Origin of the sequence: Bacillus chungangensis (assembly GCF_030812995.1) — a bacterium.
In the GTDB taxonomy this organism is placed as follows: Bacteria; Bacillota; Bacilli; order Bacillales; family Bacillaceae_C; genus Bacillus_CF; species Bacillus_CF chungangensis.
This window is the reverse complement of sequence record NZ_JAUSTT010000047.1, coordinates 1-22963: the sequence shown is the minus strand read 5'-3', so window position 1 is coordinate 22963 and position 22963 is coordinate 1. Positions and strand designations below refer to the sequence as shown.

24 protein-coding genes are annotated in these 22963 nt (G+C 38.7%); 18 read left to right on the top strand and 6 right to left on the bottom strand.

The features are described 5' to 3' along the window. Nucleotides 1–147: 147 nt before the first annotated feature. The 5 genes from J2S08_RS21840 to J2S08_RS21820 all read right to left on the bottom strand — a co-directional run bounded on the left by J2S08_RS21840 (nt 148) and on the right by J2S08_RS21820 (nt 5567). The gene (locus J2S08_RS21840) at nt 148–1443 is read right to left on the bottom strand and encodes a DUF4179 domain-containing protein (protein WP_307233378.1); all 1296 of its coding nucleotides are present in this window, start codon (nt 1441–1443) and stop codon (nt 148–150) included. Further along, nucleotides 1436–1972, bottom strand: a complete 537-nt coding sequence (locus J2S08_RS21835; protein WP_307233376.1) for a sigma-70 family RNA polymerase sigma factor — start codon at nt 1970–1972, stop codon at nt 1436–1438. Before J2S08_RS21835 ends, J2S08_RS21840 begins: the two co-directional genes overlap by 8 nt. A 779-nt stretch (nt 1973–2751) precedes the next feature. Beyond that, nucleotides 2752–3975: a dicarboxylate/amino acid:cation symporter gene (locus J2S08_RS21830; protein WP_307233374.1), complete on the bottom strand. Its 1224-nt coding sequence runs from the start codon at nt 3973–3975 to the stop codon at nt 2752–2754. A 12-nt stretch (nt 3976–3987) separates the two neighbouring features. Then, the gene (locus J2S08_RS21825) at nt 3988–5178 is read right to left on the bottom strand and encodes a MalY/PatB family protein (protein WP_307233372.1); all 1191 of its coding nucleotides are present in this window, start codon (nt 5176–5178) and stop codon (nt 3988–3990) included. A gap of 2 nt (nt 5179–5180) precedes the next feature. Next, entirely contained in the window at nt 5181–5567 is a 387-nt protein-coding gene (locus J2S08_RS21820) for a Rid family detoxifying hydrolase (RefSeq protein WP_307233370.1), read from the bottom strand. A gap of 291 nt (nt 5568–5858) precedes the next feature. Between J2S08_RS21820 and J2S08_RS21815 the strand changes: the two genes are divergently transcribed. The 6 genes from J2S08_RS21815 to mtnA all read left to right on the top strand — a co-directional run bounded on the left by J2S08_RS21815 (nt 5859) and on the right by mtnA (nt 13452). Next, entirely contained in the window at nt 5859–6539 is a 681-nt protein-coding gene (locus tag J2S08_RS21815; protein ID WP_307233369.1) for a helix-turn-helix transcriptional regulator, read from the top strand. An 878-nt stretch (nt 6540–7417) separates the two neighbouring features. After that, nucleotides 7418–8542 (top strand): sugar ABC transporter substrate-binding protein, encoded by a 1125-nt coding sequence (locus tag J2S08_RS21810; protein WP_307233367.1) that lies wholly within the window; start codon nt 7418–7420, stop codon nt 8540–8542. 77 nt (nt 8543–8619) lie between these two features. Beyond that, the gene (locus J2S08_RS21805) at nt 8620–10131 is read left to right on the top strand and encodes a sugar ABC transporter ATP-binding protein (protein ID WP_307233365.1); all 1512 of its coding nucleotides are present in this window, start codon (nt 8620–8622) and stop codon (nt 10129–10131) included. A 1-nt stretch (nt 10132) separates the two neighbouring features. Next, a complete protein-coding gene (locus tag J2S08_RS21800; protein ID WP_307233362.1) occupies nt 10133–11128 on the top strand; it encodes an ABC transporter permease in 996 nt (331 codons plus the stop codon). 15 nt (nt 11129–11143) lie between these two features. After that, nucleotides 11144–12367: an S-methyl-5-thioribose kinase gene (gene mtnK / locus J2S08_RS21795; RefSeq protein ID WP_307233360.1), complete on the top strand. Its 1224-nt coding sequence runs from the start codon at nt 11144–11146 to the stop codon at nt 12365–12367. A 14-nt stretch (nt 12368–12381) separates the two neighbouring features. After that, nucleotides 12382–13452 carry an S-methyl-5-thioribose-1-phosphate isomerase gene (gene mtnA / locus J2S08_RS21790; RefSeq protein WP_307233358.1) on the top strand — a complete coding sequence of 357 codons (1071 nt, stop codon included), beginning with the start codon at nt 12382–12384 and terminating at the stop codon, nt 13450–13452. A gap of 349 nt (nt 13453–13801) precedes the next feature. Here mtnA and J2S08_RS21785 read toward each other — a convergent pair whose 3' ends face one another. Next, a complete protein-coding gene (locus J2S08_RS21785) occupies nt 13802–14563 on the bottom strand; it encodes a DeoR/GlpR family DNA-binding transcription regulator (protein WP_307233355.1) in 762 nt (253 codons plus the stop codon). 390 nt (nt 14564–14953) lie between these two features. Here J2S08_RS21785 and J2S08_RS21780 point away from each other — a divergent pair, with 390 nt between their 5' ends. The 12 genes from J2S08_RS21780 (at nt 14954) to J2S08_RS21725 (ending at nt 22838) form a co-directional block, all read left to right on the top strand. Beyond that, nucleotides 14954–15751, top strand: a complete 798-nt coding sequence (locus J2S08_RS21780) for a class II aldolase/adducin family protein (protein WP_307233354.1) — start codon at nt 14954–14956, stop codon at nt 15749–15751. A gap of 17 nt (nt 15752–15768) precedes the next feature. Beyond that, nucleotides 15769–17304, top strand: coding sequence for an aldehyde dehydrogenase family protein (locus J2S08_RS21775; protein WP_307233352.1), 1536 nt, complete (start codon nt 15769–15771; stop codon nt 17302–17304). Nucleotides 17305–17312: 8 nt separating this feature from the next. After that, complete coding sequence (locus J2S08_RS21770) at nt 17313–17636, top strand: BMC domain-containing protein (protein ID WP_307233350.1); 324 nt, start codon at nt 17313–17315, stop codon at nt 17634–17636. A gap of 24 nt (nt 17637–17660) precedes the next feature. Continuing rightward, nucleotides 17661–17960 (top strand): BMC domain-containing protein, encoded by a 300-nt coding sequence (locus J2S08_RS21765; protein WP_307233348.1) that lies wholly within the window; start codon nt 17661–17663, stop codon nt 17958–17960. Beyond that, on the top strand, nt 17947–18324 hold the full coding sequence (locus J2S08_RS21760; RefSeq protein WP_307233347.1) for a BMC domain-containing protein: 378 nt from the start codon (nt 17947–17949) through the stop codon (nt 18322–18324). Before J2S08_RS21765 ends, J2S08_RS21760 begins: the two co-directional genes overlap by 14 nt. Next, the gene (locus tag J2S08_RS21755) at nt 18318–18596 is read left to right on the top strand and encodes a BMC domain-containing protein (protein WP_307233382.1); all 279 of its coding nucleotides are present in this window, start codon (nt 18318–18320) and stop codon (nt 18594–18596) included. Before J2S08_RS21760 ends, J2S08_RS21755 begins: the two co-directional genes overlap by 7 nt. 61 nt (nt 18597–18657) lie before the next feature. After that, nucleotides 18658–18933: a BMC domain-containing protein gene (locus J2S08_RS21750; protein WP_307233345.1), complete on the top strand. Its 276-nt coding sequence runs from the start codon at nt 18658–18660 to the stop codon at nt 18931–18933. A gap of 64 nt (nt 18934–18997) precedes the next feature. After that, nucleotides 18998–19612 carry a phosphate propanoyltransferase gene (gene pduL, locus J2S08_RS21745; protein ID WP_307233380.1) on the top strand — a complete coding sequence of 205 codons (615 nt, stop codon included), beginning with the start codon at nt 18998–19000 and terminating at the stop codon, nt 19610–19612. 17 nt (nt 19613–19629) lie between these two features. Next, nucleotides 19630–19890, top strand: a complete 261-nt coding sequence (locus J2S08_RS21740; RefSeq protein ID WP_307233343.1) for a EutN/CcmL family microcompartment protein — start codon at nt 19630–19632, stop codon at nt 19888–19890. Between the two features lie 49 nt (nt 19891–19939). After that, a complete protein-coding gene (locus tag J2S08_RS21735) occupies nt 19940–21271 on the top strand; it encodes a CoA-disulfide reductase (RefSeq protein WP_307233341.1) in 1332 nt (443 codons plus the stop codon). A 14-nt stretch (nt 21272–21285) separates the two neighbouring features. Further along, nucleotides 21286–22116, top strand: coding sequence for a CoA transferase subunit A (locus J2S08_RS21730; RefSeq protein WP_307233339.1), 831 nt, complete (start codon nt 21286–21288; stop codon nt 22114–22116). Beyond that, nucleotides 22113–22838 (top strand): CoA-transferase subunit beta, encoded by a 726-nt coding sequence (locus tag J2S08_RS21725; protein WP_307233337.1) that lies wholly within the window; start codon nt 22113–22115, stop codon nt 22836–22838. Before J2S08_RS21730 ends, J2S08_RS21725 begins: the two co-directional genes overlap by 4 nt. Nucleotides 22839–22963 lie beyond the last annotated feature (125 nt).

Genomic DNA, 22963 nt, shown 5'->3' with positions numbered 1-22963 from the left:
TAATGCAAAAGTTATCAAAGCCGGTGAAATTTTACTCGTCGTAAAATTTCACCGGCTTTTTCATGTCAGAGGTGGGTTTTGTCCCAACCTCTTTTGAATAGAAGTCTAATAAGGTGTCAGTTTAGAATCATATTTAAGCAATAAATTTCACTTAATTGGTATATCGATTACGTGATTGTACGTTTTCATGTAGTGCATTCCTTCGATCAGTAGGAATTCTGGTTTTGTTTTTGTTTCAAATAATAAAGTGCGTTCTTTTACTTCTCTTCCGTCTTCTTGATTGGTGTGGATTTGACCTCTTATTGTTTTTAAAGGAGTTTCCTTGTTTTGTGTTTTAATTGATACGCCATCGAGCATGACATCATCCTCTGTAGCGATCGTTATTTCAACGTTTTCTGAAGTCGTGGACACATTTTTCACCCATAATTGTTTATGATCAAGCATAATTGGCTTATCGTCTATCGAAGCAAGGGGAAGTTTTTTTCCTAGCTTTTGATATCCGACAAACTCTTTTACGACTAATTCTAATGAATCTAGCTGCTTTGGCAGCGCATCATAGTGAATCTCGAATTTTGTTCCCCATATGGAAGATTTAACGCTGCCACCCAAGCTATCTATAGGCGTTCCATTAGCAATTAATTCGATTCTATCTAACGCGCCAGGGACTCTATCAAAATTTTTCACATTCAACTCTCCATCGATTACTGTCATTGTTGGGGTAGCTTTAATCGAATGAAATGTAATTTTGCCTTTGTCAACCTTCACCGTTTTCTTTACGGATTGTTTAATCGTTGTTTGCATCGCTTTATTTGGAGCGTAAGGAAAAGAAATACTTTCTTCTGTCATCTCGCCGTTCTGTAGATATTGTCCAAAGTGCAACGTTAATTTTTTTGCAAATGGACTTACAGGTTCAAAAGACTTCGTTCCTTTTATTTCAGTGTGATCGTCGTTTGCCAATATAGAGCCACTTACTGCATCTGAGTTCGTAGAAAATCCAGTTATTTTTGAAAAAGTTAGGGGGAAAAGGTTATTATCGTAGTCCTTTATCCCATTTGGATTGGTTAATGTATAATACATCACTAATTGATTGGCATCTGCTATCAATCCATTAATAACAAAAACGGATCCGTCTTTTAGCTTGATTTTTTTTTCTATGATTTGTCCCATACCTTCATCATCTAATTTTTTTAATGTATGACGGTCCATCATTTCATCAAATCCAAATAATTTCTTCCCATAAAAGGCAACAGCATTGTAATGATATCCAACGAAGAACATTAGAAATAAGGCGGCCGCTGCCATCATCCAAATAGGTGTTTTTCGTTTTCTTCTTGGAGCAGCAGTATTTAGAGCATTTCTTAATCTCATTTCTAATTCTTCAGGTGCTGTTATGGAGTTCATACGCTTCTTCTCTTCAGCTAATCGTTTTTCAACATTATTCATCAGCATCACCTCTATAATGATCTCTTAGCTTTTTTAATCCTCGAAAAATCCTTGATTTCACGGTTCCAATCGAAACATTGGTCATATCAGCTATTGTTTTGTAATCGAGATCATGAAGATATTTTAATTGGATTGCTTCTTTTTGATGATCATTTAAATGCAGCAGCAGTGCTTTGATATCCATTTGTTGATCACTGCTAATATAAGGGTCGCTAGTCGAAGTATGGCTCTCATTAACAGTATGCCAATCATCTATTAACACTAGTTTTTTCCGCTTGCGAAGCAAGTCCTTACAGCTATTTGCCAAAATGGTTTTACTCCAGCTGTAAAAAGCTTCTTCCTTCCTGAGCTGATCGATCTTTTCATATAACCTTACAATCATTTCCTCCATCGCATCCATTGCATCATGCGTATTCCCCATATAGGTGAGAGCAAGCTTATAATAAGCATCTTTTTCAGCCAAAATTAATTGAAGCAATGCTTCTTTACTTCCCTTTTTCGCTTTTTTCACTAATCGAGCTACATTCATGCCTTCACCTCTTCCTCTTCTCTATAAGAGTCATGATAGTGAAAAAAAGTTCATTTTTTCTAAAAAAAATAAAGGATACTTTAAAATCAATAAAAAAAGAGGTCCATCTGATGATAACTAAGTATATAGAAATATTATAAATGAAGAGCTTTTGTTGCCTATTGGTACGTGTAAACGGCTCTTTTTCGACAAAAAGAACCATTTTTATTTTGCGATTATATATTGGGGGAATAAATATAATATAATGTAGAACAAAAAATACAAACAGGGAACAAAGGTTGCTTTATTTCGTTGACGAATACGAAGTATATTTGGCTAAACGTTTTTTTAATGATGGAAAAAAATAAAGAGGAGAGAGAATGTTTTCATTTAGCGTATAAAGTTGAAAAAAACGAGGTGTTTTAAAAGAGAGCGTAAAATATTTTGTGTAAATGAATAATGATACAAAAAAGGAACCCCTTTTCTTGATATTGAGTTGCCAGACAAAATTCACAGAAAAGAGGTCTTCCTATGAATCAGTTTCTCATCATGCACAAGTCCAGTCGTTTTCGATGACTTGAAGAGGCATTTCAGTAAGAAGAGTGTAGCTAAAGTAGTTTAATTTAAGACGCGATTTCCCACTGTAATCGTGGTGGCGTCTACCAAAAGAAGATCCATTGATCGCTTTCATGATGATGTATATGTCATAGAAAATCAAACATGAAGCTTAAACAAATAATAGAAAGGCTGCCTCCAAAGTCGGTTCGACTTAGAGACAGTCCTTTTCTTTATCAGAACATTTAAGCTACTTCTTGGGCGCCGTCATTTATCCAGTCTTTACCTTCAATTACACGGCTTACAACCATTGCAGTTCCTACATCTCCTGATGCATTAATTGCAGTTGCTGGAGCATCAGTGATTGTTCCGATTAATACCATAATTGGAATCGCTACTTCTGGAAAACCAAATGCAGAAACGATGAAAATTTCTCCAACGTATCCACCGCCTGGTATAGCTCCCATTACACTTGAAGCGACAACTGAGACTACAATAGCTGTAATCAGATTTTTTGGTTCTAAAATATTGATATTAAAAATACTACACATAAAGACAATTTTTAATATTTGAATTAACACAGCTCCATCTTTATGCAAGTTTGTTCCCATAGGAATTGTGATATTAGCAATTTCATCTGGAATACCAATATTTTTCGCCGCGATAAGATTTGACGGAATCGCTGCTGCACTTGAACAAGTTCCTAATGAGGTTAATGTTGGAGGAATGATGTTTTTCCAAAAAAGGGATACGCCTTTTTTCCCTCCACCAATATATGCAAATATAAAGTTAGAGATAAAGTAAAAACCAACAGATGCAATGAGGTAAATAATGATTGCCCGAGATAATGGTCCTGCAATTTCTGAGCCATATTCTCCAATTAATGTTGCAAAGAACGCTCCTAAACCAATCGGCGCTAAATACATGACATAGCCAACAATTTTTATAACAACTTCAGTAGCGCCATTAAATAATTTGACGACAGGTTTAGCTTTTTCACCAGCTGAAACGGTAGCTAGTCCAAAGATGATAGAGAAAACAATTAATGCCATTAAATTTTGACGAGACCATAATAATGGAAAATCTTCTACGGTAAACATCGCTAAGAAATCCATCTTGCTAGAAGCGTCAACGGTTTCGTTCATCACAATGTTTGTACCCTTAGCTGGGTCAAATATAATACAAACGGCTAGCATATAAATCGCTGCGATAATTCCTGTCACAATAAATATGGAAAACATGATCCCTAAAATCTTTCCAAGTTTCTTTGTGCTTTCCATATTCGTAATGGCAGACACTAACGAAACAAAAATTAATGGGACAACACAGCAAAATAGTAAATTTAAGAATAAGTTAGCTACAGGGGAAAAAATCTGAGCTTTTTCCCCCATTATTGCACCAACGATTGAACCAAGTAACATACACCCTAGTAGGATTAGTGAAAATTTATAATTTTTCAATACCTTCATTAGTCATTACTCCTAACATTCTAGTTTTTTTAGTTCAGTAATGATGCGTTTGGTGCCTAATTCTACAATTTTCGGATCTGTAGCCATATTTAAACGAACAAACCCTTTACATTTATCACTAAACCATTCACCAAAATCAATAGCTAAGCCACATTTATCTTGGATAAACTCCTTCGTTTCTTCACAATTGATATACGGTCTTAAATCAATCCAAGCTAAATATGTGCCTTCTAATTCTGTTACAATTGCTTTTGGTGCGTGTTGTTGCAACTCATTTTTTAAATGATTGAAATTGTGACGAATGACCGCGAGTAGACCTTCTACCCACTCTTCTCCATGTGCATAAGCTGCTTCAGCAGCAATTTGGCCCATAAGACTCTTTTCTGTTTGATTAATCGTCTTCATGTCTTGATCATATTTTTCACGAATTTTTTCATCAGGAATAATCGTGTGTGCATTTAATAAGCATGCTAAGTTGAATGTTTTAGATGGTGCAGTGACAACTAATAAATTATCACAGTATGCTCGATCTTTCACATTCAGAGCAGAAATAAATTTTCGTTCTCCTATCATAATATCTTGATGAATCTCATCAGCTATCACAAACACATTGTGTTTTTTACAGATTTCGAGAACTGTTTCTAATTCTTCTTCAGTCCATACGCGTCCAACAGGATTATGTGGAGAGCATAGGATAAATAATTTTACATTGTTTTCTACAATTTGTTTTTCAAAATCAGCGAAATCAATACGATATTTTCCATCTTCATTAATTAATTCAGAACGCACTAATTTGCGATTGGTATCTTTAATAGCATTATGGAACGGATAATATACTGGTGTAATAATAATGACCGCATCTTCTTCTTCAGTAAAAATGTTCACCAAATTGTAAAGCTCTTGAACAACACCGGTTGAAAAACGAATCCACTCTTTTTCTAGATGAATACCATGACGTTTTTGTTGCCAATTGAAATAAGCTTCATAATAAGAATCAGGTGTTACTGAGTATCCAAAAACGCCATGTTCTGCTCGTTTTACTAAAGCTTCAGTAACAGCTTTAGGAGCCTTAAATTCCATGTCGGCTACCCACATTGCAATTAAGTTAGGATCTCCAAACCGCTCCTCTAATGCATCCCATTTTAAACAGCTTGTATTTCTACGCTCTACACTATACATTTCTACGAATTTTTGCATTTCCATTATTATTCCCCCTCCAAAATAGCTATTGCTTCAATTTCTACTAACGCATTCATAGGTAGTTTTGCTACTTCAACAGTTGTTCGAGCAGGACATTGCATTCCTTTGAAAAATTCGTCATATACTTCATTCATTTCGGCAAAATCATCCATATGTTGTAAAAAAACAGTAGTTTTAACAATGTTTTTGATGTGACCACCCTCTTCCTCCAAAATATTTTTAATATTCGTAAGGGAACGGTAAGTTTGTTCCTTTACGGAAGTGCTTTCAATTATTCCAACATCCGAATTTATCGGAAGTTGTCCAGATGTAACAATGATGTTATTGAACTTTACAGCTTGTACATAAGGTCCAATCGCTTCAGGTGCTTTTTTCGTATTAATTCTTTTCACAATATCCTCACCTTTTGTTTAAGAGTTTTTATGTCCTAACCAGTTTTCATTGTAAATTAATAATCTTTTACAGTCAATATATTTTATTCTCATAACGATAAAGTATTATTATTATGGAAGTAATTGTTCACTAAACCGTAAAATTTAGATATATCATCCATCTTATAAATGCTAAGTAGCTTGATATATATAGATTTTACAAAAAAAGTAGGAAAAATCAGTCGGAACGAAAATTACTTGCATAGATAATAAATTTTTACTATAATGATAGTGAAGAAATGGGAGGATATTATGAATAACAAATTAGAAAAATATATTCCTTTTGTTGATTTTTTAGCTGAGATTCTTGGCAGGAATAGTGAAGTTGTTCTTCATGATCTGAGCAACTTAAATCATTCTGTCGTCGCAATTAGAAACAATCATATCTCCAATCGCGAAGTAGGTGCTCCTGCCACCGACCTAGTGTTAAAGATATTGAAAGAAAATAAACACCAAGACAAACATTTCATCACAAATTATCTCGGGAAAACTACTGGAAACAAAAATCTAAAATCCTCGACTTTTTTTATTCGTGAAAAAGGCGAGTTAATTGGAATGATTTGTGTTAATACTGACGAATCTTTAATAAACAACTTAGAAAAGATTGTTGAAGATATCGTTTGTTCATACAACAAAAACAATTGTAAAGACCAAAATATTCATAATGAAAACTTAGAGTCGGAAAACTTGTCTCAATCGATTGAAGAAATGACTCGACAAATCATCCATGAAATTACCGAAGAAAAAGGAGTTACAATTGAATACTTAAAACAAGAAGATAAATTAGAAATCATTCGCGACTTAAACAATCGTGGTGTGTTTCTTTTAAAAGGGGCTGTTCCTGAGATTGCTACCATTATGAAAACTTCTGAATCTAGCATCTATCGCTATCTACAAATGATTAAACGAGAAGAAGTCGTTTCAACGATTTGAAGAGGCATTTCAGTGAGCGGGAGTGCAGCTAACATGTAGTTTGATTCCTGCACGCTCCTCGTAATAAAGTCCCAATGAAGATGTTAATTTCCCACTGTAATCTTGGTGGAGTCTACCAAAGGAGACCCTTTGATGTCCGTCGTATCACGACTAAATATCAAAGGGTCTTTTCATGATGTAGTAGTCCATGTTACTTGTTTTTTGAGAGTTGCATGGTCAATTTGTGGCAACCCAACTTATTCACGGATGCGCAAACTAAGTAAATTTTGATTAGTGTAAGAACATAGAGTTTACGGGCAGTCTCTTTCTGACCGAAGGCTATTTGAATATCTACGAGTTCTTCTTCTGACATCATTTTTTGAAGAAATTCTGAATATGGTATTCTTTTCATACGGACATCTTTTCTTGAGTTTGTTTTCGGCAAATGACATTTTACAAGAAAGGTGTTCTTTTTTTGTATGTTTTTATTGATTAATCAACACCCCTGATATGATATATCCATCTTTTCTCCTCTTTTTGTTGGTTTATCTCCTTATTTTTACTGAGATAGCAAGTTTGCTGTTAAAACCCAATAGATTCCTGTAAAAGAAAACCTTTCACATAAATACAATAATAGGTGTAGATTGCGCTTCCAAACCACTTTTTACATCGTGTAAAAAAACAAAATGAAAGGCGATATATGTACAAAAAACAAACAAAACCAAAAAATACATGTAAAAACCCAAAAAAAGAATTGTATAAGTAAGATTAACATGATAGAATTTAGGTACAATGTAAGAAATAATGTAAATTCTATTGTATCCGTTATCATGAAAAAGAAACCGATTTCATGATTTTGGATTAAAAAACAATCAAATGATAGAAGGAGAGTGTAAAAGATGAAAGTAAGCCCGTTCAAGAAAGTATTGGTGCCAATGCTTGCAATACTACTTCTGTTTGCAGGTTGTTCTTCTTCAAAGGAAGAAGATAAAAGCGATGAGCCAAAAGGCAATGCAAATGTCTCATTAGAAAATGTCCCAGAGAGATTTGCTAAAGGCGAAGATGTAAAAATTAAGGTTATTAGAAAGATAGGCGGCGATGACCATACAGCTCAATTTTTAGCTGGAGCTAAAGAGGAAGGGGAAGCGCTTGGATTTAAAGTAGATGTGTTTACAGCTAATGGAGATACTGCGAAGTTCCACGATGCAATCGCACAAGCGATTGAGGAAAATTATGATGGATTTATCATTTCACATGGTGACGATGCTGGTACAATAAATTATGTAGAAAAAATTGTTGAAAAAGGTAAAAGCGTTGTCACTTTTGATTCAACTAGTGATTTAGAGAATATTGAGGGTGTTACGCTTACTTCTCAAGATGATGAAGCGTTAGCGGAACTAGCGCTAGATGAGTTGATTAAAGATTTCGATGGCGAGGCAAATATTGTTTACCTTTGGGTAGACGGATTCCCGCCAATGGAAAGACGCAATAACGTTTATCAAGAAAAACTAAAAGAAAATCCTGGAATAAAAGAGCTTGGCAGATTTGGAGTAGCGGCTGCAGATACTTCTGTACAAACACAAAACGCGGTATCAGCAATGCTAAACAAATATAAAAAAGGTGAAATAGATGCTGTTTTCGCAACATGGGATGCGTTTGCAATTGGTGCTGAACGTGCGATTAAAGAAGCAGGAAGAGATGAAATCAAAATCTATGGCATTGATGTGTCTAATGCTGACTTACAATTAATGCAAGCAGACAAAAGTCCTTGGGTTTATACATCAGCAGTTGATCCGAAGATGATTGGCTCTGTCAATATGAGGATTCTTGCTAAAAAAATAGCTGGAGAAGAAACACCACAAACATATGACTTAGAAGCATCTTCTATTAGACAGGAAGCGCTTCAAGGTTCTAAAAATCCTGTGAATATGACGAACCTTGCAGATATTGTAAAAGGTTGGGGACAAACGGATGCATTTGAAGAAGATTGGATGAAGACGTTAAAGGACCACTATAAGAAGTAAGCCACAAATACGGATTCTTTAAGGCACTCTCTTTATGGGAGTGTCTCCTTAAAGAACGGTCTTAGAAGGTGGGGAAAATGAGCACTTCAACAATAACATTAGAGATGAAAAAGATTACAATCGAATTCCCTGGTGTAAAAGCTTTAGACAATGTTGATTTTACAACGGAAACAGGTACTACGCATGCATTAATCGGTGCCAATGGAGCTGGGAAATCTACATTAATGAAGGTTTTATCAGGAGCTTACAACCATTACACAGGGGACATTTTCATGAATGGCGAAACAGTAAATATTCGATCGCCAAAGGATGCACAGGAACATGGCGTCCAAATTGTATATCAAGAAGTAGATACCGCGTTAGTTCCATATTTATCGGTCGGGGAAAACATCATGTTAAATGAAACCGTTAACGATATGGGGAAAAGTCAATTTATTAAATGGAGAAACATCCATCAACGAGCGGCAGACATTTTAAAAAGCATGAATGTCAACATTTCAACGAAGAAACTAGTGTCAGAACTAACTCTTGCTGAAAAACAAATGATTCTCATTGCTCGCGCTATTTCTAAGCAATGTCGATTTCTCATATTAGATGAGCCTACAGCACCGCTAAGTCATACAGAAACGGAAGAGCTCTTTAGAATTGTAAGGGATTTAAAGGAAAAAAATGTCGGTGTTATCTTTATTTCTCACCGTTTACCGGAGCTTTTTAGCATCTGTGATGATATCACTATCATGAGAAATGGTAAATTTATCAATAAAGAGAAAATAAAGGATACTACACAAAATAGAGTCGTAGAACAAATGCTTGGAAAAAAACTCGAAGAGCAGTTCCCGAAATATCAAATAGATATTGGCGAAACGATCCTAGAGGTAAAAGGGCTTCATGATTCGGATAAAGTTAAAAATATGAACCTCCATGTAAGAGCTGGAGAAATTATCGGTGTGGCGGGTCTTGTCGGTGCTGGAAAGACAGAGTTTTGTAAGGCGATATTTGGGTCTTCAAAGATTACATCGGGAGATATTTTGATCAAAGGGAAAAGCCAAAAAGTAAAAAATCCTCACGATGCAGTGAAAAAAGGCTTGGCTCTAGTACCTGAAGAAAGAAGAAAAGAAGGGATTTTAGTTTCTGAGTCAGTAGCGACAAATCTCACGGTTGCACAGTTAAGCAGCTTCTGTAAATATAACAGCTTTTTAGATTTTCGTGCTGAAAAGAAAAAATCAAAAGAAATGATTAGCAGCCTTGGCATCAAAACTCCTTCAGCAGAAACGAAAGTTCAAAATCTATCTGGAGGGAATCAACAGAAAGTTGCAATTGGAAAATGGCTGATTACAGATGCTGATGTATATATTTTTGACGAACCGACAAAAGGTGTAGACGTCGGAGCAAAAAAAGACATTTTCGAATTAATTGCAGCATTAGCGAAGCGTGGAAAAGCAGTTATCTACGCATCGAGTGAGTTTCCTGAAATCATGGGGATCACAGATCGAATATATGTTGTCTATGATGGCGAAGTGGTAAAGGAATTACCAACTCATACAACAAATGAGGAAGAAATATTATTTTATTCAACGGGAGGCAAATAGAATGAGTGTGGCCAATCCAGTTAATCCACCAGAGAAGAAAAAGCTAGATGCCTTTGATCTACTATATAGGTATGGAACGATTTTTACGATTGTTGTATTAATCATTATTTTTGCAGCGACAAATCCTTCATTTATTCAAGCAAATAACTTAATAAACATTCTAAGATCTATCTCTATTGTAACGATCATTGCAACAGGGATCACGATATCGTTGTCAGTTGATGGCTTTGACTTATCAGTAGGGTCGGTCGCTTCGATGTCGAATGCGATTGTTATCTCGATGTTTGTTTGGTTTTCACAAAACATTTTCATTGCTATTTTTGCGGCAATTGCAGCTTCACTGCTCGTTGGGGCATTGAACTCCTTCATGATCGTGAAGATGAAAATTCCTGACATGCTAATGACATTGGCAACCATGTTTATTATTCAAGGTATTGCGCTTACTTATACGAAAGGTGCAACTGTATCAGAAAATATGGTTATGTCTGACGGCAGTTTTTCAACAGGTACGATTAGTCCTTTCTTTGCCAAAATTGGCCAAGTTCCTTGGATTATCATTATTATGATCGTCGTCGTCATTTTAGTGCATATCTTTTTAAATTATACAAAACATGGCAGATACATGTATGTCATTGGAGGAAATAAAGAAGCAGCAAGACTTTCTGGTATTCCTGTGAATAAATATAAAGTAGCTGCTTACATGCTATCAGCCGTATTTGCAGCAATCGGCGGTATTGTTTTAGCGTCACGCGTTATGACAGCAGAAATTAATGCAGGAGCTCCTTACTTAATGGACTCTGTTGCAGCAGCCTTCATTGGTTTTTCCGTTCTTGGCGCAGGCAAGCCAAATGCATTTGGTACATTTGTCGGAGCAGTTCTCATCGGTATTCTGCAAAATGGTTTAGTCATGATGTCAGTGCCTTACTATGCGATGGACATCGTAAAAGGAACTGTTTTAGCATTTGCACTGGCGTTAACCTACTATAAACAAAGATAACAGGAGGAGTTACAAATGACGGACTTTACGACTGCTTACTTTACGATGAAAGAGGAAGACGCGATCGAATATGCGAAGACAAAGTTAGACTTTTTCGCGAAAGATGCGAAGTTAATATGCAAAGAAATTGGTGATGGCAATCTAAACTATGTGTTTAGAGTAATCGATGCCAACACACAGCAATCTATCATTATTAAACAAGCTGGGCCGGTAGCGAGAATTTCTGATGAATTTAAAGTCTCACCAGACAGAAATAGAATTGAAAGTGAAATATTAGAACTTCAAAACAAGCTTGCGCCTGGATTTGTTCCCAAAATGTATCATTATGACCCTATTATGAACTGCTGTGCGATGGAAGACTTATCTGACCATCAAATGATGAGAACAGCACTAATAAACCATGAGATATTCCCATTATTTGCGGATCATATTACAACCTTTCTTGTCAACACATTACTATTGACTTCAGATGCTGTGTTAGAGCATAAAGAAAAGAAAGAATTAGTAAAAAAATTTACAAATCCTGAGCTTTGCGAGATAACAGAGGACCTTGTGTATACAGAGCCGTTTTATGATTGCCCGCGCAATGACGTATTTGCCAGCACAAGAGATTTTGTAAAAGAACATATTTGGAATGATAAACAGCTTGCACTTGAAACAGCAAAGCTAAAGTTTGAATTTATGACAAATACCCAATCATTGCTTCATGGTGATTTGCACACTGGTTCTGTCTTTATTAAGAAAGACTCCACAAAGGTTTTTGATCCTGAGTTTGCTTTTTATGGACCAGCTGGTTATGACATTGGAAATGTCGTAGCGAATTTATTTTTCGCTTATGTAAATGGGAAATATACGATCGAAGATGAAGCAGAAAAAGCAACATTTATGCAATATATAGAAACAACGATCAAAGATGTCATTGATCTTTTCGCAGCAAAATTCTCCAAAGCATGGGATGAAAAAGTGACAGAAGAAACTGCGAAGTACGATGGTTTTAAAGATTATTATTTAGCAGAAGTTTTAGAGAGCACAGCTGGTATTGCAGGATTGGAGCTATGCAGACGGATTATCGGCATCGCCCATGTAAAAGACATCACATCAATAAAAGATCCTGCTGCTAGAGTCAATGCGGAAAAAATCTGTTTAACAGTAGGGAAAGCTTTGATTATGGATAGAGCAGCAATGAAAACGGGCACCGATTATAAAACAATGCTCCAAACTTGTGCACAACAATTTTAGAGGAGGATGACCTGATGGACAATCCAGTTGAAGCAATCCAATCAGTAAAACTAGACGACGATAACGATACACTGATTTTATTGGATCAAACGCTCTTGCCGAACGAGAAAGTATTTTTAGAGCTGAAAGAAATGAAAGATGTGTGGGACGCCATTTACGAACTAAAAGTTCGGGGCGCACCGGCAATCGGAATTGCCGCAGCATATGGCGTGTATTTAGGAACAAAAAAATCAACTGCTGGCACTTATGAAGACTTATATGAAGATTTTAAAAAGGTAAAAGAATATTTGGCTTCTTCGCGGCCGACGGCTGTGAATTTATTTTGGGCGTTAGATAGAATGGATACACGTTTTCAAAATGAAAAGGGAAAAAATGTTCTGCAAGTAAAAGCGGCTCTAAAAGAGGAAGCAGAGCAAATTAGAGCAGAAGACGAAGAAGTATGCAAGTCGATTGGAACACATGCGTTGACACTTCTAAAACCAGAGTGGGGCATCTTAACCCATTGTAATGCTGGAACGATTGCAACTGCAAAATATGGCACTGCACTTGCGCCAATCTATTTAGGTCAAGAACAAGGATACAACTTTAAAGTCTATGCTGACGAAACGAGACCATTGCTTCAAGGAGCGCGTCTAACGGCGTGGGAGCTGCAAGAAGCTGGCGTAGATGTCACCTTGCTATGTGACAACATGGCATCGATCGTCATGAAAGAAGGCAAAGTCCAAGCGGTTCTTGTAGGGTGCGACCGAGTGGCTGCCAACGGTGATACAGCGAACAAAATCGGCACGTCAGGTGTAGCCATCCTTGCCAAACATTATAACATTCCATTTTACGTATGTGCGCCGCTTTCTACCATTGATTTAACATGTGAAACTGGCGAGGACATTCATATTGAGCTTCGACCTTCAGAGGAAGTAACGACAACATGGTATGAAAAACCAATGGCGCCTAAAGACGTAAAGACGTATAATCCGGCTTTTGATGTGACAGATCATACGTTGATTAGCGGAATTGTAACGGAGAATGGCATTGCTTATGCGCCGTTCAATGACAGTTTGCCTAAAATGTTTCAACAAAAAAAATAAGGCAGTTTAGTCTTTATCCCACATCTAACTGGCAGTAAGACACCCACCTCAAGAGCTAAGAGGATTCAGAAGCGCTAGGTGGGGGATAACTGAAAGTCAAATGTCCGATTGGTTCGGGCCTACAGGACGTAGGTCACAAAGGCGTTGCAACAGGACGTTGCGATCTTAGCCTTTGTTCTACTTCTTGTCCAGTGGGGGATGAGAGAAAACCCCCACTGATGGAAGTTTCACTTTATTTTTGAAGCTTGAACCGGCAAGGCTCTAAATAGAAGCGAGGTTCTCTGGTAGCGATTTGATGAATAAAAAACCTCCGCTGATCATGCTAAGCGGAGGTTTTTGTTTAAGAAAATCATTCGCATTCTATTAGTGCTACATCCTGTTCTTCAAGAAAGGAAGACCATTCTTCTGAAAGTTTTTTATCGACAATAATGGTGTCAATTTGTTCAAAACCACAAATACTAGCAAAGGAAGTGCGGTCAAACTTCGTGTAGTCAGCAATTAAGTTTACTCGATTTGCATGTTCTGCAGCAAGCTTGCGAATTCCTGCCTGCTGTTCATTGGAATCGGTGATCCCGTGCTGCATGCTTACTGAGCGGCAAGAAATAAAAGCAGTGTCAAAAAAATAATTGTTTAAATGATGCTCTGCATTTCGTCCCAATGTCGATAGGGAAGAGTGTGCTAATGTGCCGCCAATGATGACTACATTTACTTGTGGGTATTCCATCAGCTTATTGACGACTTTGATTGAATTCGTTACAACGGTAAGCTTTTTATCTTGCAGCATACTCGCAATGACTAAGGAAGTCGTGGAAGCATCTAAAAAAATAGAGTCGCCGCTTTTGATCAATGATAAGCATTGAGAGGCGATTTTCTTTTTCCCTTCCACATGAATGAATTCTCTAAGATTCACATCAACATCATTTTGAACGCCATCAGAGATGAAGGCGCCGCCATAAGTACGATGTAGAATGCCGTCATCTTCTAATTGCTTTAAATCGCGTCTAATTGTTTCTTCCGTTACTTTAAAGAGTTTCGTTAATTCAGCAACAGTTACACTCTTTTTTTCTACAATCAATTCTTTAATTTTGTTTTTTCGGGCAATTGGTAACATCATTTAACTCCTTCATATTTGTTCTTATGTTTCATCCTACCATAATTCGTTGGGAATGAGAAAGACTCATCCTCATCAATTTGGTAAAAAAACACCGAAAAGACGTTTAACAGCAAGTTTTTCAATAAAGTTGGGTTTTTATGTGTCTATCTTGTTAAAAACAACAAAAACATAAATAAAACCAAAATAAACGTTGACAAACACTATATAAAGTAAGAAAATTATAGTAAGATATTGATAGGTTCTTCACATGGTTTATGTGAAGATGTGTAAAGTGAAAGTAAGTGTTTTGCTCTCTTTCGTCATCAGCAAAATTTCAAGAACCATCAGTATGAACGGAGAGAATGTCTCTATTGATGGAAGCTTTATTTAAAAGGAGTTGATATATCAGTGGTTCATCATAAATATTATTCAGATTTTGAAGCGAAAAAGTTAATTTGTGAGATTGGCAGAAGAATCTATCAGAAAAACTTTGTTGCCGCCAATGATGGCAATATTTCCGTAAAATGCGGACCAAACACAATTTGGACAACACCCACTGGTGTTAGCAAAGGCTTTATGACGCCGGATATGATGGTGAAAATGGACCTATCAGGGAAAGTGATCTCAGGAAAAATGAAGCCATCTTCGGAGGTGAAAATGCATCTAAGGGTTTACAATGAAAACCCTGAAGTAAATGCTGTTGTGCATGCTCATCCACCTGTAGCAACATCTTTTGCAATTGCTGGCATCAGTCTTGACAAACCAGTTTCGCCGGAGGCGGTCGTTCTATTGGGAACCGTTCCAGTTGCTCCTTATGCAACGCCGGGAACACAAGAAGTACCCGATTCGATTGCTCCTTATTGCAAAGATTACAATGCGGTTTTACTCGCAAATCACGGCGCATTAACATGGGGAAGAGATTTAATCGAAGCATACTTTAGAATGGAATCATTAGAGCATTATGCGTTAATGATGATGTATTCTAACAATATTATTAATAAAGTCAATGAACTTAATTGTTCTCAAGTTTCTGATTTAGTTGGAATCAGACAAAAGATGGGCATAAAAACAGGCGGCATCCCGCCATGTGAAAATAATAAAGAAGGACATGAGCCTATAGCAGCAAATGAGGAAGAAAAGAAAAAAGCAATGATGGAACAAATTATAAGAAAAGTGACAGAAGATATATTGAAAAAAGAGTTGTAATGAGAGGTGGTAGCATCATGAATATGACTGAAGAAGATATTCAACGCATGATTCAATCTGTCATCGAAAATCTGTCTGAAACAAAAGGAGTTCCAGAAAAAACCACTCAACAAATCAAACCGATTCCATTAAAGCCAGCTTCTCACGAGTCAGCTCCGATCGCAGTTGGCCGAGCAAGCAATGCAAAAGGAGATCATGGCGTCTTTGAAAACATGGAAGATGCAATTGAAGTAGGCTATTCGGCACAGTTATCCTATGTGAGAGATTTTCAATTGAAAGATAGAGAGACGATCATTGAAGCGGTAAGACAAGCGATTTTAGCAGAAAAAGAAACGTTGGCAGAGATGGTATATAAAGAAACAAAACTTGGACGAATGGAAGATAAGGTTGCCAAGCATGAGTTGTCAGCGCTGAAAACGCCAGGAACAGAGGATTTAAATACGCTTGCCATGTCAGGCGATGATGGCTTGACGATCGTTGAGCAAGCGCCCTTCGGTTTGATTGGAGCGGTTACGCCAGTGACAAATCCGACCGAAACGATTATCAACAATACAATTGGGATGTTAGCGGCAGGCAATGCAGTTGTCTTTAATGTTCATCCATCTGCAAAGCACTCGAGCGCTTATGTTATTTCGCTGATCAACAACGCGATTCAAACAGCGGGAGGACCAGAAAATCTCGTCTCAATGGTGAAAAACCCAACATTAGATACGATGCAACAGCTTATCGATAGTCCGAAAGTTAAATTACTCGTTGGAACAGGGGGCCCTGGACTAGTAAGAGCGCTGCTCAAGTCAGGTAAAAAAGCAATTGGCGCGGGAGCAGGAAATCCACCTGTCATCGTCGATGATACCGCTGATTTGGAGAACGCTGCCAAATCGATTATTGCCGGAGCGTCTTTTGATAATAACTTGCTCTGTATTGCGGAAAAAGAAGTATTTGTGTTGGAAGCAGTGGCAGATGACTTTATTTTTCAAATGCTTCACCACGGTGCTTACATGCTTGACCATCAAGAATTAGAACAGATCATGAGCTTTGCTCTTGAAGAAAATAAAGAGCAGACGGCAAGCGGCTGTTCACTCGATCCGAGAAGAGCATATCACGTTGCTAAAGAGTGGGTAGGTAAAGATGCAAACTTGTTCTTGGAAAAGATCGGCGTAAAGAAAGATCATGACGTACCATTATTAATTTGCGAAGTAGATTTCCATCATCCGTTCGTGCAATTAGAACAAATGATGCCGATCCTTCCAATTGTAAGAGTAAAGGATTTAGACCAAGCAATTGAAAAAGCAGTGCTTGCTGAGCATGGGAATCGCCATACAGCAATGATGCATTCGCAAAACATCGATCACCTGACGCGATTTGCGCGGGCAATTGAAACAACCATTTTTGTAAAAAATGCTTCTTCTCTTGCCGGTGTTGGATTTGGCGGCGAAGGACATACAACGATGACAATAGCAGGACCTACCGGAGAAGGAATCACATCTGCTAAAACGTTTACAAGACAACGAAGATGTGTACTTGCAGAGGGAGGATTTCGCATCATAGGATAGGTGAGAAAATGAACAAATCTATTGGTTTACTTGAGGTTCAAGGATATAGTGTTGCGTTATTTGCAATGGATCAGGCTTGCAAGGCTGCGGATATTGCAATAGAAGGAATAGATTGCAACAACCCAATTCTCGGCAACAATGCAGCGATTCCAGTTGTCGTACAAGTGAAATTCAGCGGAAGCATTGCCGATGTCAAAACAGCGTTGGAAGCAGCAAGCCAAGCGGCAAGCCAGTATATCGATGAAGAGGATATCATTACTCAAATGATCCCTTTAGCTTCTGACGATTTGAAAAAATTGCTTCCACTTGGCAAAGTAAAGCGGAAAAGCTAAGGGCGATTGTGAGGAGTGGGAAAAGTGAAGCAGTCATTAGGGTTGCTTGAAGTAATTGGAATGGTTACTGCAACAGCCTGTATAGATGTAATGGTCAAGCATGCTTTTGTAGATATTTATGAAATAAAACGAATTGGCTCTGGCATGATTACCGTCATGATCAAAGGAGATCTTGCTTCTGTACAGGCTGCATTGGAAGTCGGAGCTGAAGCTGCTCAGCAGCATGGCGAGCTTGCAGCGGTTCGGGTCATTCCAAGGCCTTATGAAGGATTAGAAAGATTGATAGCTCCTGATGAAAAAGGTGATAAGAATGAGGAAGTATGAAGCGATTGGTGTCGTAGAAGCACAATATTTCCCCGTAGCGATGGAAATTTTAGACAGCATGTGCAAGGCTGCAAATGTTGAGTACGTGGCAAGTGAAAAATATTTAGGTGGGCGGCTCGTCACGCTCATTGTAGGCGGCGGCGTTTCCGACGTCACAACTGCTGTTGAGACAGCGAAGCAGGTGTGCGAAGGGAAACAACATAATCCGTTGAAGATGGCATTAGTAATCTCAAACCCGCATGCCGAAATATTAAACTATCTAGTGCCAAAAGCAAAACCAGAACAACCGAAACAACCAAAACAACCAAAACCTAAAAAAGGAAAAAATAAAAAACAAGAAATCAAAGAGGAGGAATTATCATGAATGAATCTTTAGGAGTAATTGAAACAAGAGGACTAACAGCAGCAATCGAGGCGGCAGATGCGATGCTAAAGGCAGCCAATGTTGAAATTGTTGGCAGCGAAAAGATTGGTTCTGGCCTTGTGTCTGTCATCGTAAAAGGAGATGTGGGAGCAGTGAAGGCAGCTACAGATGTTGGTGCTGACGCTGCCCAAAGAATTGGCGAGGTCGTTGCTGTCCATGTGATTCCAAGACCGCATGGCGATGTATTGAAATTAATCCCAGGCTTGAAGTAACCACGTTAATCATGAGATAAGAATGAAATATTCAATCGTTTAATCTACGTTAGGAGGAAAAATGATGAGCAGTTTAGGCATTATCGAAACAAGAGGATTAACAGCAGCAATCGAGGCGGCAGATGCAATGCTAAAGGCAGCAAATGTGGAAATCGTTGGCAGTGAAAAAATCGGTTCCGGTCTCGTTTCCGTTATTGTAAGAGGAGAAGTCGGAGCTGTAAAAGCGGCAGCAGAAGTCGGTGCTGATGCGGCGCAAAGAGTAGGCGAGCTTGTGGCAGTACACGTCATTCCAAGACCACATGCCGATGTTGAAAAACTTTTACCTATTTTAAAATAAGCGGTGATATGTCGTGAAAGATCAAGTCAATCAGGCGTTAATTGAAAAGATAACAAAAGCGGTAATGGAAGAGCTTGCGAAGCATCAAATAATTGGGAGCAGCGAACAGAAAACCCACGTACCTGTCGGCATTTCAGCACGGCATCTTCATTTACAAAAAGAGCATGTCGAACCGCTGTTTGGCAAAGGATATGAATTAACAAAGTTTAAAGACATTTCGCAGCCGGGCCAATATGCATGCAATGAGAAAGTAACGATTAAAGGCCCGCGAGGAACGATTGAGAACGTAAGGGTGCTAGGGCCGCTGCGAAAGCAAACACAGGTAGAAATTGCTGCAAGTGATGCTCGCAAACTTGGGGTTTCCCCGCCCGTAAGATCATCTGGGAATTTAGCTGGCTCAGCTCCGATTACAATCATCGGTCCTAAAGGCGCGATCTCCTTAACTGAAGGCTGTATCATTGCAGACCGACATATCCATATGCACCCGAATGATGTCGCAGCCTATGGCGTACGTGATGGGCAGAAAGTATCTGTCCTTGTAGACGGAGAAAAAGGCGGCGTCATCGGGCAAGTGACAATTAGAGTGAGCGAAAGGTATGCATTAGATATGCATCTTGATACGGATGATGCAAATGCCTTTGGACTAACAGGAAATGAGTGGCTTCCAATCATCTCCTAGGAATGGAGGATACGTACATGATAATCGGCAAAGTAATCAGCAAAGTAGTTGCGACTAGGAAATATGATGAACTGCAAGGCTTTAAGTTTCTAGTCATCCAGCCTTTTTATGGCAACAAAGAAGACTACTTTGTTGCCGCAGATGCCATTGGAGCAGGTGAGGGAGAACTCGTTCTCGTTTCGACTGGACAGGCTGTGCAATATGCTTTAAGTAAACATGCACCAATCGATGCGATCGTTGTTGGAATCATCGATAGTGAACCAATCTTGGACCATTAAGAACGATGCGACCATATGACTTATTCGTCACGTTAGGAGAAATGATGAAATGAAACTAATTGTCATTGGAGGGGTGGCGGCAGGGATGTCTGCTGCCTCTAAACTAAAAAGAATGAAAAAAGATGCCGAAATCGTTGTTTATGAAAAAGGCGGGTTTTTATCCTATGGAGCGTGCGGGCTTCCGTATTATGTTTCAGGAGAAAACGATGACTATACAAAGATGATTGCTAGAACGAAAGAGCAATTTCAACAAATGGGAATGGAGATTTTTCTGCACCATGAAATTGTCAAAGTTGTACCAGAAAAAAAGCAAGTGATGATCAGAGATATTGCCAGAAATCGCTTATTTCTTGACACATATGACAAATTAATGATTGCAACTGGGACGTTTCCAATTATCCCTCCTTTCCCTGGGGTCGAGCTTCAGAACATTCATGTATTAAAAACGTTAGAGGACGGCATGATTTTAAAAGAAATCTCGCAATCTCCTCAACTGCAAGACGTTGTCATCGTAGGCGGCGGCTATATTGGGATTGAAGTAGCAGAGGCAATGGCAAGGCTCGGAAAAAATGTGAGGGTGATCGAGCTAGCGGAACGAATTTTACAAAACTTTGATCAAGAAATCACAGACATAACAGAAAAAGAACTGTTAAAACAAGGTGTTCAATTGCAATTGCAAGAAAAGGTCATCAGTTTTCACGGAACAGAACACGTAGAAGCGGTACAAACAGATAAAGGAACATATCAAGCAGATTTAGTACTGATGTCCATTGGCGTCAAGCCAGCAACGTCATTTTTGCAAGGTTCAGGTATTGCCTTAGCTCAAAATGGCGCAATCATCATTGATCGCGAAATGAGAACAAATATTGAAGATATTTATGCAGCTGGGGATTGTGCCCAAGTGTATCACAAAGTAATGGAAGAAAACACATATATTCCACTTGGAACGAACGCCAATAAATGCGGAAGAATCGCAGGCGCAAATATCGCAGGGAGCCGTCAGAAATATTTAGGCACCCTTGGAAGTGCAGCCATTAAAGTGTTTGATCTAGAAGTGGCACGAACAGGTTTATCGGAAAAAGAGGCACAAAAGCTAGCGATTGATTATACGACAGTCTTTGTGCAAAGTGCAGACCATCCGGGATATTACCCAAACCAAACGCCAATTTGGATCAAACTCATTTGTGAAAAGCGTACAAGAAAAATTTTAGGAGCGCAGGCTGTTGGCAATAAAGGCGTTGTGCTAAGAATCGATATGTTTGCCATTGCTATACACAATGGAATGAGTGCAGATGAATTGGGGATGACAGATCTTTGTTATGCACCCCCATTCGCTGGAGTATGGGATGCAGTGCACATAGCCAGCAACGCAGTAAAATAACGGTGGTGACATAGATGAAAAAAATGAACCTAAAAGAAGCAGCCGCACTTATTCAAGATGGAGATATGGTCGCTTTTGGCGGCAACGTACTTCACCGTGCGCCAATGGCATTTGTTCGTGAAATTGCCCGCCAAGAAAAGAAACAATTGCGATTAGTAAAAACAGCAGGGGCGCAAGATATCGATTTATTATGTGCGATGGACTGTGTCGAATCGGTTGATGCTGGCTTTGTCAGCTATGAGACAAAATATGGCCTTGCGATGCATTATCGAAAAGCGGTGCAATCAGGTGCTGTAAAAGGGAACGAGCATGCTTGCTATACAGTCATTAGCGCATTGCGGGCGGCAACGATGAATGTACCATTTATGCCTGTTAAAGGCCTATGCGCCGGCGATCTTCTCGTTAAAAACGATTACTTCGTCGTAGTGGAAGACCCATTTAGCGGTGAGGCCATTACATTAGTAAAAGCGCTTGTCCCTGATGTTGCGATTATTCATGTTCAAGAATGTGATGCAAAGGGGAATGCAATCATTGATGGACCAAAATTCGAAGATGTGTTAATTAGCAGAGCAGCAAAAAAAGTCATTTTAACAACTGAACAAATCGTACCTGAAAGTAAAATGAGGCTCCATCCTGAACGCATCGATATTCCAAGCTTTATGGTCAGCGCGATTGTGCATACGCCAAAAGGAGCAGCCCCATGTTCTTGTGAGCGAAAATACGAAATGGATGACAAGGGATTGACCGCCTTTTTAGCACTGAAAACAAAAGCTGAAATTACTGAATACCTGAAAAGCTATGAAACGAGAGACTATGCTGGAGAAAGGAAGGCTGTACACCTATGAAAGCTACACAATATCGAATCGGCGATATGATGACTTGTGCCATTGCCAACATGCTGCAGGATGGTGAAACGGTATTTCATGGCGTATCCTCCCATCTCCCAATGGTTGCAATGGCACTTGCACAAAACATGCATGCTCCTCACTTAGTACATCTCAATATTCCCGGGGGAATGAACCCTTCTTCCATTAAAAAGGCTGCCTACTCTTCAGCAGGGAGCGACTTGCTGGCGAGTGCAGAAGCTTACTTTCCCCTTGAACAAGTTTTTGATCTTTCTATGAGGGGCAAATTAGACGTCGCTTTTCTAGGAGGCGTTCAATTCGACCTATACGGAAATGTCAATGCTTCCGTCATCGGTGATTACCATCAGCCAAAGGTGCGATTGCCAGGAGGGGCGGGAAGCGCTGTCCTTATCCCGACAGCAAAAAAAGCAATCATTTGGCGAACAAAGCACGATAAACGAACATTTGTCGAAAAAGTAGACTTCGTCACAACACGAGGCAACCTATGGAAAATCGTCACACCACTGTGCATCTTTGAAAATCGCGGCGGCAAACTGCACTTGGACAGCATTCATCCAACCTCCTCTTTAGAAGAAGTAAAAGAAAACACGGGCTTTGAATTGCTCTACGACGAAGTGAAATATACACAGCCGCCAACGGAAACAGAACTGAGCATCTTGAAGAAAATTGATCCATTTGATTATCGCTCATTAGAGTTTTAAATGAAAAAGGTGGAGAAAAATAAGTTGAACGAGGCTGGGACATAACTAGCTTCTAAATAATGAGAAAAGTGAATTTGAGGATCCTCAAATTCACTTTTCTCTATTTTGCGTGTAAATATTTCTAT

Excerpts from the sequence above, each read along its gene's own strand:
- J2S08_RS21840 (WP_307233378.1), bottom strand. The coding sequence starts at position 1,443 with ATGAATAATGTTGAAAAACGATTAGCTGAAGAGAAGAAGCGTATGAAC.
- J2S08_RS21835 (WP_307233376.1), bottom strand. The coding sequence starts at position 1,972 with ATGAATGTAGCTCGATTAGTGAAAAAAGCGAAAAAGGGAAGTAAAGAA.
- J2S08_RS21830 (WP_307233374.1), bottom strand. The coding sequence starts at position 3,975 with ATGAAGGTATTGAAAAATTATAAATTTTCACTAATCCTACTAGGGTGT.
- J2S08_RS21825 (WP_307233372.1), bottom strand. The coding sequence starts at position 5,178 with ATGGAAATGCAAAAATTCGTAGAAATGTATAGTGTAGAGCGTAGAAAT.
- J2S08_RS21815 (WP_307233369.1), top strand. The coding sequence starts at position 5,859 with ATGAATAACAAATTAGAAAAATATATTCCTTTTGTTGATTTTTTAGCT.
- J2S08_RS21810 (WP_307233367.1), top strand. The coding sequence starts at position 7,418 with ATGAAAGTAAGCCCGTTCAAGAAAGTATTGGTGCCAATGCTTGCAATA.
- J2S08_RS21805 (WP_307233365.1), top strand. The coding sequence starts at position 8,620 with ATGAGCACTTCAACAATAACATTAGAGATGAAAAAGATTACAATCGAA.
- J2S08_RS21800 (WP_307233362.1), top strand. The coding sequence starts at position 10,133 with ATGAGTGTGGCCAATCCAGTTAATCCACCAGAGAAGAAAAAGCTAGAT.
- mtnK (WP_307233360.1), top strand. The coding sequence starts at position 11,144 with ATGACGGACTTTACGACTGCTTACTTTACGATGAAAGAGGAAGACGCG.
- mtnA (WP_307233358.1), top strand. The coding sequence starts at position 12,382 with ATGGACAATCCAGTTGAAGCAATCCAATCAGTAAAACTAGACGACGAT.
- J2S08_RS21785 (WP_307233355.1), bottom strand. The coding sequence starts at position 14,563 with ATGTTACCAATTGCCCGAAAAAACAAAATTAAAGAATTGATTGTAGAA.
- J2S08_RS21775 (WP_307233352.1), top strand. The coding sequence starts at position 15,769 with ATGAATATGACTGAAGAAGATATTCAACGCATGATTCAATCTGTCATC.
- J2S08_RS21770 (WP_307233350.1), top strand. The coding sequence starts at position 17,313 with ATGAACAAATCTATTGGTTTACTTGAGGTTCAAGGATATAGTGTTGCG.
- J2S08_RS21760 (WP_307233347.1), top strand. The coding sequence starts at position 17,947 with ATGAGGAAGTATGAAGCGATTGGTGTCGTAGAAGCACAATATTTCCCC.
- J2S08_RS21750 (WP_307233345.1), top strand. The coding sequence starts at position 18,658 with ATGATGAGCAGTTTAGGCATTATCGAAACAAGAGGATTAACAGCAGCA.
- pduL (WP_307233380.1), top strand. The coding sequence starts at position 18,998 with ATGGAAGAGCTTGCGAAGCATCAAATAATTGGGAGCAGCGAACAGAAA.
- J2S08_RS21740 (WP_307233343.1), top strand. The coding sequence starts at position 19,630 with ATGATAATCGGCAAAGTAATCAGCAAAGTAGTTGCGACTAGGAAATAT.
- J2S08_RS21735 (WP_307233341.1), top strand. The coding sequence starts at position 19,940 with ATGAAACTAATTGTCATTGGAGGGGTGGCGGCAGGGATGTCTGCTGCC.
- J2S08_RS21730 (WP_307233339.1), top strand. The coding sequence starts at position 21,286 with ATGAAAAAAATGAACCTAAAAGAAGCAGCCGCACTTATTCAAGATGGA.
- J2S08_RS21725 (WP_307233337.1), top strand. The coding sequence starts at position 22,113 with ATGAAAGCTACACAATATCGAATCGGCGATATGATGACTTGTGCCATT.